Here is a 13,583-nt window from a genome sequence, read left to right as displayed (position 1 = left end):
ACCTCGTCGACGTGGATATAGGTCTCATGGTGCAGCGGCCCCAACAGCTCGCCCATCCGCCTGAAGGTCGCGGCGAGGTAATCCGCCTTCTCGTCCTTGGTGTTGGTGCCTTCGCTGACGTGGACGTCGAGCCAGAAGCTGGCGAGGCCCTGCTCGGCCAGCGAGCTGCCGCCGGCGAACCAGTCCGCCGCATCGACGGATTTCACGATCACAGCGGTAACCCTGGGATCCTTGCGCAGTATCCCGGCGGTGAGTTCGGTGACGGCGGCGGCGATGTCGGCTTTCAGCGACGGGGCATGGCGCGAGCTGGAATAGGTGACTGATATGAGCGGCATGATCGTTCTCCCTGATTCAGCGCAACCGGTTGCGTGAATCCGAAGCTAGACCTGTCAGCGTCATTTTGGTACCTTATCTCTGCCAATACCAATGATAAGAATCAATGATGACTGCCACGCTCGACATCGCCACGGTGCAGGCCTTCCTGCTGGTCGCCGAACTGCAAGGCTTTACCCGCGCCGCCGAGGCGTTGGGCACGACGCAGGCCGCCGTCAGCATGAAGCTGCAACGGCTGGAGGCGGTGCTCGGCAAGCGGCTGGTCGAGCGCTCGCCGCGCGCGGTGCGCCTGACCGCCGAGGGGACGGTGTTTCTCGATTCCGCGCGCGCGCTGATGCAGGCGCATGACCGCGCCGTGTCGGGACAGCAGCCGGCCCGCCAGCAATTGTCGCTCGGGATCAGCGATCACGCCGCCGGTCCCGAACTGGTGCCATTGCTGGAGCGGCTCCACCTCGTGTCGCCGCAACTGGCGCTTGCGGTGACCATCGATTTTTCCCGCGCGCTGCTCGACGCCTACGATGGCGGCGAGCTGGATGCCGTGATCGTGCGCCAGGAAGGCAGCCGGCGCGGTGGCGAGAAACTGACCGAGGACGAATTCGGCTGGTACGCCTCGCCCCGATTGCAGTGGCGCCGCGGCGCGAGCCTGCCGCTGGCAACGCTGGCGCCGCCCTGCGGGGTGCGCGCCCTCGCCGTCCGCGCGCTCGACAAGGCCGGCATCGGGTGGAACGAGGCATTTGTCGGCGGCGGCGTCACGGCTGCTGCGGCCGCCGCCCTCGCGGGACTTGCCATAGCGCCAATGGCGCGGCGGATCGCGCCATTGGGACTGGTCGACATCGGGCCGGCGCAGGGCTTGCCGCGGCTCGGATCATCAAAGGTGATGCTGCACTCGAAGGTCAGCGATCCCCTAAAACTCGCCGCGCTGCGGACGCTGGCGGCAACGTTTCGGAGCGTGGTCGCGGCCGGGTAAGCACTTGATGCCCTGCTCTACAGGATCGCCTCGAAGGCGCTGCGCAGGGTTTCGTGGCGAAACACAAACCCGCTGCTCAGCGCCTTGTTCGGGATCACGCGCTGGCCTCCGAGCAACAGCTCGTCGGCGAAATCGCCGGCTGCATGGCGTAGCAGCATGGCCGGGATGCGAAACACCGCGGGCCGCCCGAGCCGCCGGCCCAGCTCCTCGCTGAACTTCATGTTTCGCACAGGGATCGGCGCGGTCGCGTTGATCGGGCCGGAAATATCCGGCCTGGCGATGGCATGGGCGATCAGCCGAATGAGATCGTCGCGCTCGATCCACGACATCCACTGCTGGCCCGATCCCATCGGCCCGCCAAGGCCGTATTCGAACGGCGTCAGCATCCGCGTCAGGAACCCGCCGTCGGTCCCGACCACGAGGCCGATCCGCAAATAGACCACCCTGACGCCATGCTCGGCCGCGCGGCTCGCCGCCTTCTCCCAGGCATCGCAGAGTTCATGGCTGAAGCACGCATGCGCCTTGGCGGATTCGGTCAAAGCCTGATCCTGCCACAGGCCGTACCAGCCGATCGCCGAGCCGTTGATCAGCACCGCGGGCCGTTTGTCGAGGCGCGCGATCAATCCGACGACGTCGTTGGTCACGCTGAGGCGGGAATCCAGGATCTTGCGGCGCTTGGCTTCGGTCCATAGCCCGTTGCCGATCGGTTCACCCGCCAGATTGACGATGGCATCGATCGTCGCATCGGCCGGCAGCTGATCGAGGCTGGTGATCAGGGTGATCGGCGGTCGCAAGTTCTCCGCCCTGGCCGGACTTCGGATCAGCGCGATGACGTGATGACCGGCGTCGGCAAGGCCCGCCGCCAGCCGGCTGCCGATGAAGCCGGTGGCCCCGGTGATCAGGATGGTCTGCCGTCCCGGCAATCTTTCAACGAGGCCGCCGGCCGGTGCGCTGTTCAACCGCGCCAGGCGTCTGGATGCCGCGAAATCCCTGATGCCGCCGATGCCGGCGCCAATGGCAGCCACCGCGGCGAGGATGCTCCAGAACCCGTAATACGCCGATACGATGCCGGTCGGCCGATCCGCCCATTCGATCAGGACCGGCAGCAGCAGAACGAGAATGGCGCCGTAGTTCAGCGCCAGCAGCGTGTGGTTGATCCGCTCGGTCGCCGGCAGTTTCCGGCTCATGTCCTCCTCGACGAAATCCATCAGCGTGACGATGACCTCGACGACGAGAACCGCGATGACGACCATTGCCCAAAAGCCGTGGACCTCCAGCCAGCCGAGCGTCAGGAACAGCAGCGCATAGAGCGCATTGCGCAGGCTGTGCAGCCGCAACTCATGACGCTGCGACGGCCGCCAGGCCAGCCGCTCCGTCAGTTCGTGGTGATAGAACGTGTCGAACGCGCCCATCGCGATCTGGATCGCAATCAGGCTCCACAGAAACGATGACATCATGGCGTTGCCTCCCTGAAGACCGCGGTCTGGCGAACAAGCATGCCGAAGCGGGGATGAATGATCTCGAGCGTGAACTGGAATTCGCCGCCTCCGAGATCGGTGTGGGTGACGGTGAGCGCGCCGGGCGTAAGCCACGCCGGCAATGTGAGCTTGAGGCGCCCCAGTTGCAGAAAGTAGTGCGCGCTGCGAAACGTCAGTGCGTCGCCGTCGACCACGATCCGCAGCGCCATGCCGACGCCGTAGCCGACATATTCCTCCAGCCCCGTCGGCCCCGCGAAACGCTTGGAGGAATGAATGACCTGGGGAAACCCGTTGCGCCGCGCGTAGATGCGCGTCCACATCTGGCCGCCGGTAGCGGCATCTTCGGTCACCGTAACAATGCTGGGAATTCGCGTATCGGCCGAGATCGGCAGCGGTCCGCCGATCAGGCGCGCGATTTGCGCCAGCCACCAGCCGGCCCGGCTGAACCCGACCTCGACCACCTCGCCGGCGTAAATCGCGGTGTTGCCGCCGCCGAGCCGCTTCGAGAACCGTTGTCGCGTAGCGGGCGGCAGCCGCGCCCAGTCATCTCGGGATAGCAGCGCCCGAAATCGGACATCGCCGAGGAGTGCATCGAGATCTTCATGGCTGTCGGCGGCCGCTGGAAGTTTTCGGATTTTGCCTTGCGACGCCATCATGCGCTCCAGCAGCCTCACGCCTTACTTCGATTTCCCCGCCGGCAGGAAACTGACGATCTTTTCGCCGAGTTTTATCAATGCGATCAGCCTCGGCCGGGGCACCCTGAGCATTTGCATGTACCAGCGATCCACCAACTCGGTGAAAGCCAGCATTTCCTTCAGCCGCTGGCTCGCCACCGGGCTCATCGTGGGATCGTCGGCGGCATCCACGACGCAGGCGCGCAGCGCATCGACCGCGGGATCGATCTCGCGCTCCTTGCGGCCGGCGGCGATCCTGGCTGCCACCTCCCAGATATCGGTCTCCGCCTCGAAATGGTCGCGGCGGTCGCCCAGGATCGGGACCCGCCGGATCAGGTTCCAGGACAGCAATTCCTTGATCGAATTGGAGACGTTGGACCTGGCCATGCCGAGGGTCTCGGCGATGTCGTCGGCGGTCAGTGGCGCTTCCGACAGGTAGAGCAGACCGTGGATCTGGCTCACCGAGCGGTTGACGCCCCACTCGTCGCCCATGTCGCCCCAATGCAGGATGAAGCGCTCGACCGCGGCGGGTAATTTCTTCTTGGCTGTTGTTTCTGTCATGACAGAAATATCTGACGGAAACGGACGAATGTCAAGAGGCCTGAGGGAGGCTGTCGTCGCTAGACCGTCGGCAGCACCGAGAACCGCTCGCCCGGCCGCCGCAGATTAAGCGCATCGGGTCCGGCATCATGCTCGGTGACCGCATCGACGTGCGCCGAGGACGGGCCGCGCCGGCATCGCTCCACCATGGCGGCAACGATTTCGGCAGGTCCCGAGAACAGCGCCTCGACGCTGCCGTCACTGACGTTGCGCACCCATCCCTCGAGATCATGCGCCCTCGCCCGGTGCTCGACCCAGGCGCGATAGCCGACGCCCTGCACCCGGCCCCGGATCGTCACCTGACGGATCGCGGCGCTCATCCCCGCTGTCCCAGGAACTCCGCGCTGCGCGCTTTCACATCGGGCTCGCGCATGACGCGGCCGGTCAGATCGGATGACGCAAGGCCTTTCAGAGTCTTGGGCGGCTGGCCCTCACGCAACGCTTTAAGCGTTTCGTAAACCGCCTGGGTGGCGGCGGCGAATGGCGCGTGGCCCTGCAGCGCGATCCGCACCCGCTGGTGCGCGAGGGTGCCGGGATCGCTCATCTCCTCCGGCGCGCCGCCGAGCACGATCGGCAACGTGGTGGCGGCGGCGATGGCTTGCAACTCGGCGGGCGTCTTCACGCCGGTGAAGAACAGCGCATCGACGCCGGCAGCCTCATAGGCCCGCGCGCGTGCGATCGCGTCCTCGATCGACGTCACCGACGCCGCCCCGGTACGCCCCATGATGACCAGCGCGGGATCGCTCCGCCCGTCCAGCGCCGCCTTGATCTTGCCGACGCCCTCCTCCAGCGAAATCAGCTGCGTCTTTGTCACACCGTAAGCCTGCGGCAGCAGCGTGTCCTCGATGGTCAAACCGGCGGCGCCGGCCGCCTCCAGCTCCTGCACCGTGCGGCGGACATTGAGCGCGTTGCCGTAACCATGGTCGGCGTCGACCAGCACGGGCAGGTCAGCCGCGCGCGACATCCGGCGCATCTGTTCGGCGAGTTCCGTGAGCGTAATCAGCGCGATGTCGGGATCGCCTAACACCGCGAGCGAAGCCACCGAGCCGCCGAACATGCCGAGTTCGAAACCGAGATCCTCGGCGATGCGGATCGATGTCGCGTCATAGACGGAACCGGGCCGAATGCAGGATGATCCCGACAGGATCGAACGCAACGCTTCGCGGCGCTTGCGGAAAGCCATGGGGAACTCCTTCGCGTCTAAAAAACACCGCTGTCATCGCCCGGCTTGACCGGGCGACCCAGTATCCAGAGGCGTCTGAGATAGACCGAGAAGCCGCGGCGTACCAGGTCGCCCGGTCAAGCCGGGCGATGACAGTTTTGCTTGTGGCGGCCACAACAGTTCACTTCGCTGCGCTCGCAATGACGGAGTTCAGGCGAATTCGAGAATCAGCGCGTCGACCGCCAGCGTCGCGCCGGCGGAGGCGTGAATCTTCTTGACGGTGCCGTCGCGCTCGGCGCGCAGCACGTTCTGCATCTTCATGGCTTCCACCACCGCCAGGGTTTCGCCTGATTTGACTTCCTGGCCTTCGGCGACCGCGATCGACACCACCAGACCCGGCATCGGGCACAGCAGCTTCTTGCCGGTATCGGCCTTGACGCCGACCGGCATCAGCCGCGCCGCCTGGGCCTCGCTCTCGGTGAAGACGTTGACCGCGACCTCGAAACCCTGATGCGCGAGGCGAATGCCATTGGGGATCGGCCGCACCTGCATCGCGACCAGATGCCCGTCGATGGTGCCCTGCCAGACCGGATCGCCCGGCGCCCATGTCGAGACGATATGGTGCGGATGACCCTGGGTGCCGTCGGCATTGATGAAGCGCACCGCAATGCCATCGGCTTCACGTACAATATCGAGTGCGATTTCGTTGCGTTCCAGCCATACCGCGCGGCGGCCCTCGCGCTGCACCGCCCTGCCCGTCAGCTGGCCGGAAATCTGCCGCTTGCGCTCGCCGAGCACGTGGTCGATGGCGGCGCCGACCGCCGCCAGCCGGCGGGCGATCTCGCCTTCGGGCACGCGGACCGCGAACCCCCCAGGAAACTCCTCGGCGATGAACCCGGTGGAGAGATTTCCGCCGCGCCAGCGCGGATGATTCATCAGCGCCGACAGGAACGGAATGTTGTGGCGGATACCGTCGATGTAGAAGGAATCCAGCGCGGTCGACTGCGCCTCGATGGCGGCGGCGCGCGACGGCGCGTGGGTCACCAGCTTGGCGATCATCGGATCGTAATAGATCGAGATCTCGCCGCCTTCCTGCACGCCGGTGTCGTTGCGAACGGTGATGCCGTCGCTTGAGCTTTCGACCGGCGGGCGGTACTTCACCAGTCGTCCGATCGAGGGCAGGAAATTGCGGAATGGATCCTCTGCATAGACCCGCGACTCCACCGCCCATCCGGTCAGGGTGACGTCCTTTTGCGCCAGCGCCAGTTTCTCGCCGGCGGCGACCCGGATCATCTGTTCGACGAGGTCGATGCCGGTGACCAGTTCGGTAACGGGATGCTCGACTTGCAGCCGCGTGTTCATCTCCAGGAAGAAGAAGCTCTTGTCCTGGCCGGCGACGAATTCGACCGTGCCGGCGGAATCGTAATTGACCGCTTTTGCCAGGGCGACCGCCTGCTCGCCCATCTGGCGGCGGGTGGTCTCGTCGAGCAGCGGCGACGGCGCTTCCTCGATCACTTTCTGATTGCGGCGCTGGATCGAACATTCGCGTTCGCCGAGATAGATCACGTTGCCGTGCTTGTCGCCCAGCACCTGGATTTCGATGTGGCGGGGATCGACGATGAATTTCTCGATGAAGACGCGGTCGTCGCCGAACGACGACTTGGCTTCGGCCTTGGCGAGCCCAAAGCCCTCGGCGACTTCGGAGGTCGAATGCGCGATCCGCATGCCCTTGCCGCCGCCGCCGGCGGAAGCCTTGATCATCACGGGATAGCCGATGGCGTCGGCGATCTTGACCGCGTGCCTCTCGTCCTCGATGACGCCGAGGTAACCCGGCACGGTCGAGACGTCCGCCTTCGCTGCGGCTTTCTTCGACTCGATCTTGTCGCCCATCGCGGCGATGGCGCCGGCGTTGGGGCCGATGAAGACGATCCCGGCCTTGCTCAGCGCCAGCGGAAAGGATTCACGCTCGGACAGGAACCCATAGCCGGGATGCACCGCCTCGGCGCCGGACTTGCGGCAGGCCTCGATGATCTTCTCCATCACGAGGTAACTGTCGGACGCCGCCGGCGGCCCGATCAGGACGGCATCGTCGGCCATTTCGACGTGCAGCGCGTCACGGTCGGCCTCGGAATAGACCGCGACCGTCTCGATCCCCATGCGGCGGGCGGTCTTGATGATCCGGCAGGCGATCTCGCCGCGATTGGCAATCAGAATACGTTTGAACATGGGGCCATTTACTTGCAACCGAAGGGCGGGGTCCAGCCCTCCGGTGCGGCTGGACGGGACGATTTATCAGTTCCGTCGTACAGCAAAACTGAACGGAGGCAACGGTTTATGCGGCCCAATCTCGCTTCAGGGAGAGAATTAGCGGATGGTCCGATCTGATGGAAATATCCTTCATCGCGCATTTTCCACGCAAGCACGCGCTGCATCAGCCGGAATAGGTATTGAACCGGCCGCGCGTGTAGGCATGGGAGACCGCCTTCATCAGCTCGCTCGCCTCGTCTTCCAGAAATTGATTGGCCACGATCAGGGCGCGGATGGTGGAGCGCATGTCGCCGCCGCATGCCGCGATCGCCTGATCGACGGCGGCCTCCAGCCCGTTGTCCTCTTCTGCATTGGCGGGTGAAGAGGCGGACATCAGGGGTTGTTCCATCGGGGCGCGGTGGAACAATGTTCTTCTTTTGTTCTCATGAAGTCAACCCGCGCCCGCGCAGGTCGACCCGCCGGCACGCCGCCCTGCATCGCATGGCGACGTGCCACCGCCTTTTTTCAGCGCGCGGTCCGCACCGCGCCCTATCTCTGGCGATTCTTGCGGGAACTGCGCATGGCGGGGCACGGCCAGCCCGGATTACCGCAGGTCTGCACATCGCCATTGGCGGGATCGTTGACGGCAATGTAGCCGGTGCCGCCACTGTGATTGAGATAGCAGAACGATACCGGGAAGCTCTGGTCATAAAACGGCGACCTGATTCGCAGCGTCTGCGATCCGATGCTCAGATAGTTCAATGACTGGGTGGTGCGCGGCGGAATCTTTCGTTGAACCACCGCGTTGCTGACGGTCCAGGTGTAGTTGGAGTTGTTGTAGAAATGCCGGCTGCAATAGAATTGCGCGGAGGCGTTGGTCGCGGACAGCAGCGTTGCGACAAGCAGTGCAATAAATCCGGTCAAAACTCTCATGAAATTCTCCCTGTGACAATGCGCGCCAAGGTAGCTCAGCAAACAAATACAATCAATGCTGGTTTCGGTTGCAGTATGCCGTCGACCACAACCTGGACCGGCTCGCGGCTTCCGTGAACTTCACCGAAGAGTTCCAGCAGGCCTACCCGGTATGGTCGAGCACCCCCCGAGGCGTTGCGCAAACATGATGCGCTCCCGCGTCGCGCAGTTCCGTTTCGCTGCCATAACCGTAGAGCACACCGACGGCCGTCATTCCGTTTTTCCGCGCCCCCACCATGTCGAAGCTGCGGTCCCCGATCATCATGGCCTGGGACGGGTCGATGCCCATGGACTGCAGCGCATGGCCCAGCAGGTCGGTCTTGTCGGAACGCGTGCCATCCAGTTCGGCGCCGAACACGCGTTCGAAATAGCCCCGCAATCTGAAGTGATCGACAATGCGCTCGGCAAAGACGTGCGCCTTGCTGGTCGCCACAAACAGGCGCCGGCCCGACCGGGCGAGCGTGGACAGGGTGTCCTCGATGCCGGGATAGACCTCGTTCTCGAACAGGCCGATGTCGGAGAACCGTTCGCGATAAAGCACCAGCGCCCTGCCGGCCAGTTCGTCGCTGCCAAGCAGTTTTTTCAGGCTGCCGTGCAGCGGCGGGCCGATACACCATGTGAGTTCATCTTCCGGCGGGATTGGCTGATCGAGCTTGCCGAGCGCATACTGGATCGAGCGCGTGATGCCGGGCTTGGGATCGGTCAGCGTGCCGTCGAGGTCGAAATAGATTGCGGTCATCCCGGCCGGCTCCCGTTGAGACGCCTGCAGCCAATACAGCAGTTGTTGTCGCTGTCATGGCTGCGCTATCAGGTTATTCCCAACTTTGGCGCCGCCGGCGGCCTTCGATGACCAACAGGCCCCTCGATCAATGCGCGGACTTCCCGTAACGTCTGCCACAAGTTTCGCAAAACCCAAAAGAGGCAATGACCTGGATGCGTTCCCTGATCCTGATACTCGCAGTTCTCTGGGCGGGGCAAAGTTGGGCTGCCGGCGCGGTCGTCAAGGACGGCGGCACCGTCCAGGTGGCCGGCGTGACCTACCGGCTCGACGGCATCGATGCGCCCGAGCTCGACCAGATGTGCATCGACGAGCACGCGGATGCCTGGGCCTGCGGCGTCGAAGCGCGCGACCAACTGGTCAAATTGATCGGCAACCGTGCGGTCCGTTGCGAGGATCTCGGACTGGCCCCTTACAAGAGCCGGCATATCGGCATTTGCACCGTCGAGGGCGAAAAGGCGACGCTCAATCAACTGGTGGTCCGCCAGGGGTTTGCATTGAATTTCGAACCCTATGCGAGAGGCCGCTTCAAGGACGACGAGTCCGGCGCCAGGGACAAGAAAGTCGGTCTTTGGAAGGGCTGCTTCGCATCGCCCTACGAATTCCGCCGCGGACGCAAGGACGGCACCCTGCTGGGCGATTCCTGCAGGACCGACAAAGACCAGCAAATACGCGCCGTGCTGTTTCCCGAACACCCCGTGATGCCGCCGGGTTGCAACATCAAGGGAAAGCTGGCGGTGCGCGCCCGCGTCACCGGCAATGTCGGCGTCTATCACCTGCAGGGCTGTCGCAGTTACCCCGGCACGACCGAGCCGGATCGCTGGTTTTGCACCGAGGAAGACGCCCAGGCCGCGGGATTTCGCAAGGCTTATAACTGCCAGGCGAAGGGGAAGTAACGGCGCTGCTTCTCCCCTCCTCCCGCGAGCGAAGCGAGTGGTGGGGTCCGAGGCGAGCGAAGCTCGCTCTCGAGGTCGGGGGTGGGGGTCTATCGGCGTATTCGACTGGCAGCGCGTTTGCGGAAGCGCCCCCGACCCCTCCCCGCCACGCGCAAGGGCGCGTGGAGGGAGGGGAGAAAAAAGCGCCCCTCACGCCACGCTTGCAACAGCCGCATCGCTGCCAGCCAGCATCCTTCGAATTTCATGGGCCGGGCGCGCGGCGCTGAACAGATATCCCTGCATCTGCGTGCATCCGAGCGACTGCACGGTATCGCGCTGCTGTTCCGTCTCGACCCCTTCCGCGGTCGTGATCATGTTGCGGTCGGCGGCGATGCTGACGACGGCCTTGATGATCGACGCCGAACCGGTGCCGCGCGTCAACTCCTTGACGAAGCTGCGGTCGATCTTGATCTTGTCGAACGGAAACCGCTGCAGGTAGCTCAGCGACGAATAGCCGGTGCCGAAATCGTCCAGCGCGATGTGAACCCCGAGCGCGCGAAGCTGGTTGAGCGACACCAGCGCCGCGTCGTCATCGGCAATCAGCACCGCCTCGGTAACCTCGAGTTCCAGCCGGCGCGGGTCGAGGCCGGTATCGGCCAGCGCGGCGGCGACCTTCAGGGACAGCGTCGGTGACCTGAACTGGATGGGAGAAACGTTGACGGCAACGCGGATATCGACGGGCCACGCCGCGGCTTCGGCGCATGCGGTTCGCAGCACCCACTGCCCGATCTCCTCGATCAGGCCGGTCTCCTCGGCCACCGGAATGAAATCGGCCGGCGAGACAATGCCGCGCACCGGATGCCGCCACCGCAGCAGCGCCTCGCATCCGGTGATCCCGTTGCTGCGCAGATCGACAATCGGCTGGTAGTGGATCTCGAAACCGTCCGAAGCGATCGCAGTCCGCAAATCCCGCTCGAGTTCGCGGCGCAGGTTGGCTTGCGCTTCCATCGACGGCTCGAAGAAACGATGGGTCCGCCGGCCTGCCGCCTTCGCGGCATACATTGCGAGGTCGGCGCTCTTGAGCAGCCCGAACAGGTCGGACCCGTGACGCGGCGCGATGGCAATTCCGATGCTGGCGTCGCTGCCGAGGCTGTGCCCGAGGCAATCGAACGGCGTTCGCAGCGCCCGATAGACCTTCACGATCAGCGCCTCGACATCGTCGTCGGAGACGACGTCGCGCTGCAGAATGGCGAACTCATCGCCACCGAGCCGTGCAACGAAGTCGCTCGGTCCGACGGCCTCGAGCAGGCGCCCCGACACACCCCTCAGGAATTCATCGCCGATCAAATGGCCCAGTGAGTCGTTGATGCGCTTGAACTCGTCGATGTCGATGTAGAGGATGGCGAATTGAACGTCGGAGGTTTGAAGCAGCAACCCTTCCGCGTGCCGCTGGAACAGCGTCCGGTTCGGCAGGTTGGTCAATGCGTCATAATGGGCGAGATGCTCGATCTTGGCCGCGACACGCCGCCGCTCGGTGACGTCTTCCATCGTGGTGGCCCAGCCGCCGTCCGGCGACCGCTTGTAGATCAGCCGGATCATGCGGCCGTCGGGGACCGAAATGACGGTGTCGTTGATCAGGTCATCCTTCGGGTCGAGAAACCTCGCGCAATGGGCATCGACGTCGCCGACGAAAGAACCGGTTTCCTGGCGATGAAGGATGAGGTCGCGCAGATGGCAGCCCGGCTTGGCGACATCTGACGATAAGCCAAACATATCGATGTAGCGCTGGTTGCAGATGACGAGGCGGCCCGAGGCGTCGAACAGCAGAAGTCCCTGGGTCATGTTGTTGATGGCGCAGTCGAGATGCTGGCTCTTCTCGGAAAGCAGCCGCTGCGCGGCCGCGTGCTGACGCTTCAACTGGCGAACGATCAGATAGATCGTGGCGATGACGACGATGACCGCGAGAAGTGCCGCGGAAAACTGCAGCTTGGCCTGCGCCCGCCAATCGGCCAGCGCCGACGACACGTTGGTCGAGGCGACAATCAGGATCGGAAAATTTGACAGGGCCCGGATGGAACCGATCCGCTCCGCCCTCTCGGCCGAGTGCTTGAAGCGCCCGGAAGCATTGCCACCCACCGCCAGCGCCTGCTGGAACGAGCGCGATTTGCTGACGTTCTTGCCGATCAGATTGTCGTCTTGCGGATGGCGGGCGATGACGGTGCCGTCGCGGTGAATCATCGAGATCGTGGTGTCGCTGTTCAGCGCCAGGGAAGCGACGAAACTCCGGAAATGCGAGGGTTCGACGCCCCGGGTCGCAAAGCCGATCAGTTCGCCGTTACGGCCGGTAATCTTGCGCGCAAAGATCGTCGTCCAGACTTTCGTCACCTTGCTGACCGCCGGTTCGACGATCACATCGGGAGTAGGCCTGCCGGAGGTAAATTCGCGGAAATAGCGCCGGTCCGTGATGCTCACATCCTCCACCGGCCACATCTCCGATGTATTGATCAGCTGGCCCTTGACGTTGAACAGATTCAAGCCGCCGACATGCGGAAGCGCCGCGAGCTTGGTACGCAGCATCTCATGCGCCGATAGCGTCGACATCTGCCGTTCGAAACTCTCGGCCGTGTTCATGCTGCCTGCCTGCATGTGGGCGACGACATCGTCGTGAACATGCTGGAGGTCGGCGAGTTGCTGGTCGAAATGACGGGACAGCAGCAGTGCGCTGTTGGCCAGCTCGCGCTCGCTGGCCTCGAGCGCGCGCTCCCGGAACTCGAGGGCGAGATATCCGGTGCCCGACGCGATCGCGATGACGAGGGCGGCGCCGCACAGAATGAGCCACTGAACGGCACCCAGTCTTCCGCGAGGACGCAAACCGCCACGCGACAACCATCGACCTCCCGAACCGGCACTATCCGACTGACTACCCGACATCTTCCGTCCCCCTCCTATCACCTGTAGCGGAACCGGTACCAAGAGGCCGTTAGGAAAATCAGTTATCGGGAGGTTAAAACTATACCGAATGGCGCCACGATGAAGTCCGGCGCGCAGCTGTGATCCAAGTCCGCAAGAGGGCGAATAGCGCCGTGGCTTCCCTACCGATTTCCCCGTGGTAGGCTCAAACGCAGGCCGCTGCAGCTCCGGATCTGGCCGTGGCTTCCCTACCGATTTCCCCGTGGTAGGCTAACTCGGGGCGGGACTGCGCTGTCCGGCGTGCCGTGGCTTCCCTACCGATTTCCCCGTGGTAGGCTAACAGCGCTGTCGGCACAGTGTTCCGAGATGCCGTGGCTTCCCTACCGATTTCCCCGTGGTAGGCTAACCCGCAGAACCAGACCGCGCAATTCCTTGCCGTGGCTTCCCTACCGATTTCCCCGTGGTAGGCTGCCGGTGCGCAAGCCAAGGTGTCGGCGACGGCCGTGGCTTCCCTACCGATTGCCCCGTGGTAGGCTTCGCGCAACGGCTATCACAACAAGGAATGGGCCGTGGCTTCCCTACCGATT

At 64.1% G+C, this 13,583-nt stretch carries 13 protein-coding genes and 1 CRISPR repeat array; of the genes, 2 read left to right on the top strand and 11 right to left on the bottom strand.

The features are described 5' to 3' along the window. A partial coding sequence (locus Q7U29_RS17115; RefSeq protein WP_304743446.1) for a 4-oxalocrotonate tautomerase family protein occupies window positions 1–335 on the bottom strand: 335 nt, incomplete at its 3' end. Between the two features lie 107 nt (window positions 336–442). On the opposite strand from Q7U29_RS17115, the gene Q7U29_RS17110 reads away from it, so the two are divergent. Beyond that, window positions 443–1,300 (top strand): LysR family transcriptional regulator, encoded by an 858-nt coding sequence (locus tag Q7U29_RS17110; protein ID WP_304743449.1) that lies wholly within the window; start codon window positions 443–445, stop codon window positions 1,298–1,300. Between the two features lie 17 nt (window positions 1,301–1,317). Here Q7U29_RS17110 and Q7U29_RS17105 read toward each other — a convergent pair whose 3' ends face one another. The 9 genes from Q7U29_RS17105 to Q7U29_RS17065 all read right to left on the bottom strand — a co-directional run bounded on the left by Q7U29_RS17105 (window position 1,318) and on the right by Q7U29_RS17065 (window position 9,172). Further along, entirely contained in the window at window positions 1,318–2,754 is a 1,437-nt protein-coding gene (locus Q7U29_RS17105; protein WP_304743448.1) for a TIGR01777 family oxidoreductase, read from the bottom strand. Continuing rightward, window positions 2,754–3,434 carry a DUF4166 domain-containing protein gene (locus Q7U29_RS17100; RefSeq protein ID WP_370691772.1) on the bottom strand — a complete coding sequence of 227 codons (681 nt, stop codon included), beginning with the start codon at window positions 3,432–3,434 and terminating at the stop codon, window positions 2,754–2,756. Before Q7U29_RS17100 ends, Q7U29_RS17105 begins: the two co-directional genes overlap by 1 nt. A gap of 21 nt (window positions 3,435–3,455) precedes the next feature. Then, window positions 3,456–4,013, bottom strand: a complete 558-nt coding sequence (locus Q7U29_RS17095) for a GbsR/MarR family transcriptional regulator (RefSeq protein WP_304743443.1) — start codon at window positions 4,011–4,013, stop codon at window positions 3,456–3,458. Window positions 4,014–4,072: 59 nt separating this feature from the next. After that, window positions 4,073–4,372 (bottom strand): acylphosphatase, encoded by a 300-nt coding sequence (locus Q7U29_RS17090; protein WP_304743442.1) that lies wholly within the window; start codon window positions 4,370–4,372, stop codon window positions 4,073–4,075. Continuing rightward, window positions 4,369–5,235, bottom strand: a complete 867-nt coding sequence (locus tag Q7U29_RS17085; protein WP_304743440.1) for an oxaloacetate decarboxylase — start codon at window positions 5,233–5,235, stop codon at window positions 4,369–4,371. The genes Q7U29_RS17090 and Q7U29_RS17085 overlap by 4 nt, the downstream gene beginning before the upstream one ends. A gap of 189 nt (window positions 5,236–5,424) precedes the next feature. After that, window positions 5,425–7,440 carry an acetyl/propionyl/methylcrotonyl-CoA carboxylase subunit alpha gene (locus Q7U29_RS17080; protein WP_304743439.1) on the bottom strand — a complete coding sequence of 672 codons (2,016 nt, stop codon included), beginning with the start codon at window positions 7,438–7,440 and terminating at the stop codon, window positions 5,425–5,427. A 205-nt stretch (window positions 7,441–7,645) separates the two neighbouring features. Further along, window positions 7,646–7,855, bottom strand: coding sequence for a hypothetical protein (locus Q7U29_RS17075; protein WP_304743437.1), 210 nt, complete (start codon window positions 7,853–7,855; stop codon window positions 7,646–7,648). 155 nt (window positions 7,856–8,010) lie between these two features. Next, on the bottom strand, window positions 8,011–8,394 hold the full coding sequence (locus Q7U29_RS17070; RefSeq protein WP_304743434.1) for a hypothetical protein: 384 nt from the start codon (window positions 8,392–8,394) through the stop codon (window positions 8,011–8,013). A gap of 142 nt (window positions 8,395–8,536) precedes the next feature. Then, the gene (locus tag Q7U29_RS17065) at window positions 8,537–9,172 is read right to left on the bottom strand and encodes an HAD family hydrolase (protein WP_304743432.1); all 636 of its coding nucleotides are present in this window, start codon (window positions 9,170–9,172) and stop codon (window positions 8,537–8,539) included. Between the two features lie 194 nt (window positions 9,173–9,366). On the opposite strand from Q7U29_RS17065, the gene Q7U29_RS17060 reads away from it, so the two are divergent. Next, window positions 9,367–10,107 (top strand): thermonuclease family protein, encoded by a 741-nt coding sequence (locus Q7U29_RS17060; RefSeq protein WP_304743431.1) that lies wholly within the window; start codon window positions 9,367–9,369, stop codon window positions 10,105–10,107. A gap of 189 nt (window positions 10,108–10,296) precedes the next feature. Here Q7U29_RS17060 and Q7U29_RS17055 read toward each other — a convergent pair whose 3' ends face one another. Further along, window positions 10,297–12,972: an EAL domain-containing protein gene (locus tag Q7U29_RS17055; RefSeq protein WP_304743429.1), complete on the bottom strand. Its 2,676-nt coding sequence runs from the start codon at window positions 12,970–12,972 to the stop codon at window positions 10,297–10,299. Window positions 12,973–13,166: 194 nt separating this feature from the next. Next, window positions 13,167–13,532: a CRISPR direct-repeat array (repeat unit 36 nt; unit sequence GCCGTGGCTTCCCTACCGATTTCCCCGTGGTAGGCT). Between the last annotated feature and the right edge of the window lie 51 nt (window positions 13,533–13,583).

It is taken from the genome of Bradyrhizobium sp., from assembly GCF_030654605.1.
Lineage (GTDB): Bacteria > Pseudomonadota > Alphaproteobacteria > Rhizobiales > Xanthobacteraceae > Bradyrhizobium.
This window is presented reverse-complemented; position numbering and strand designations above follow the sequence as displayed.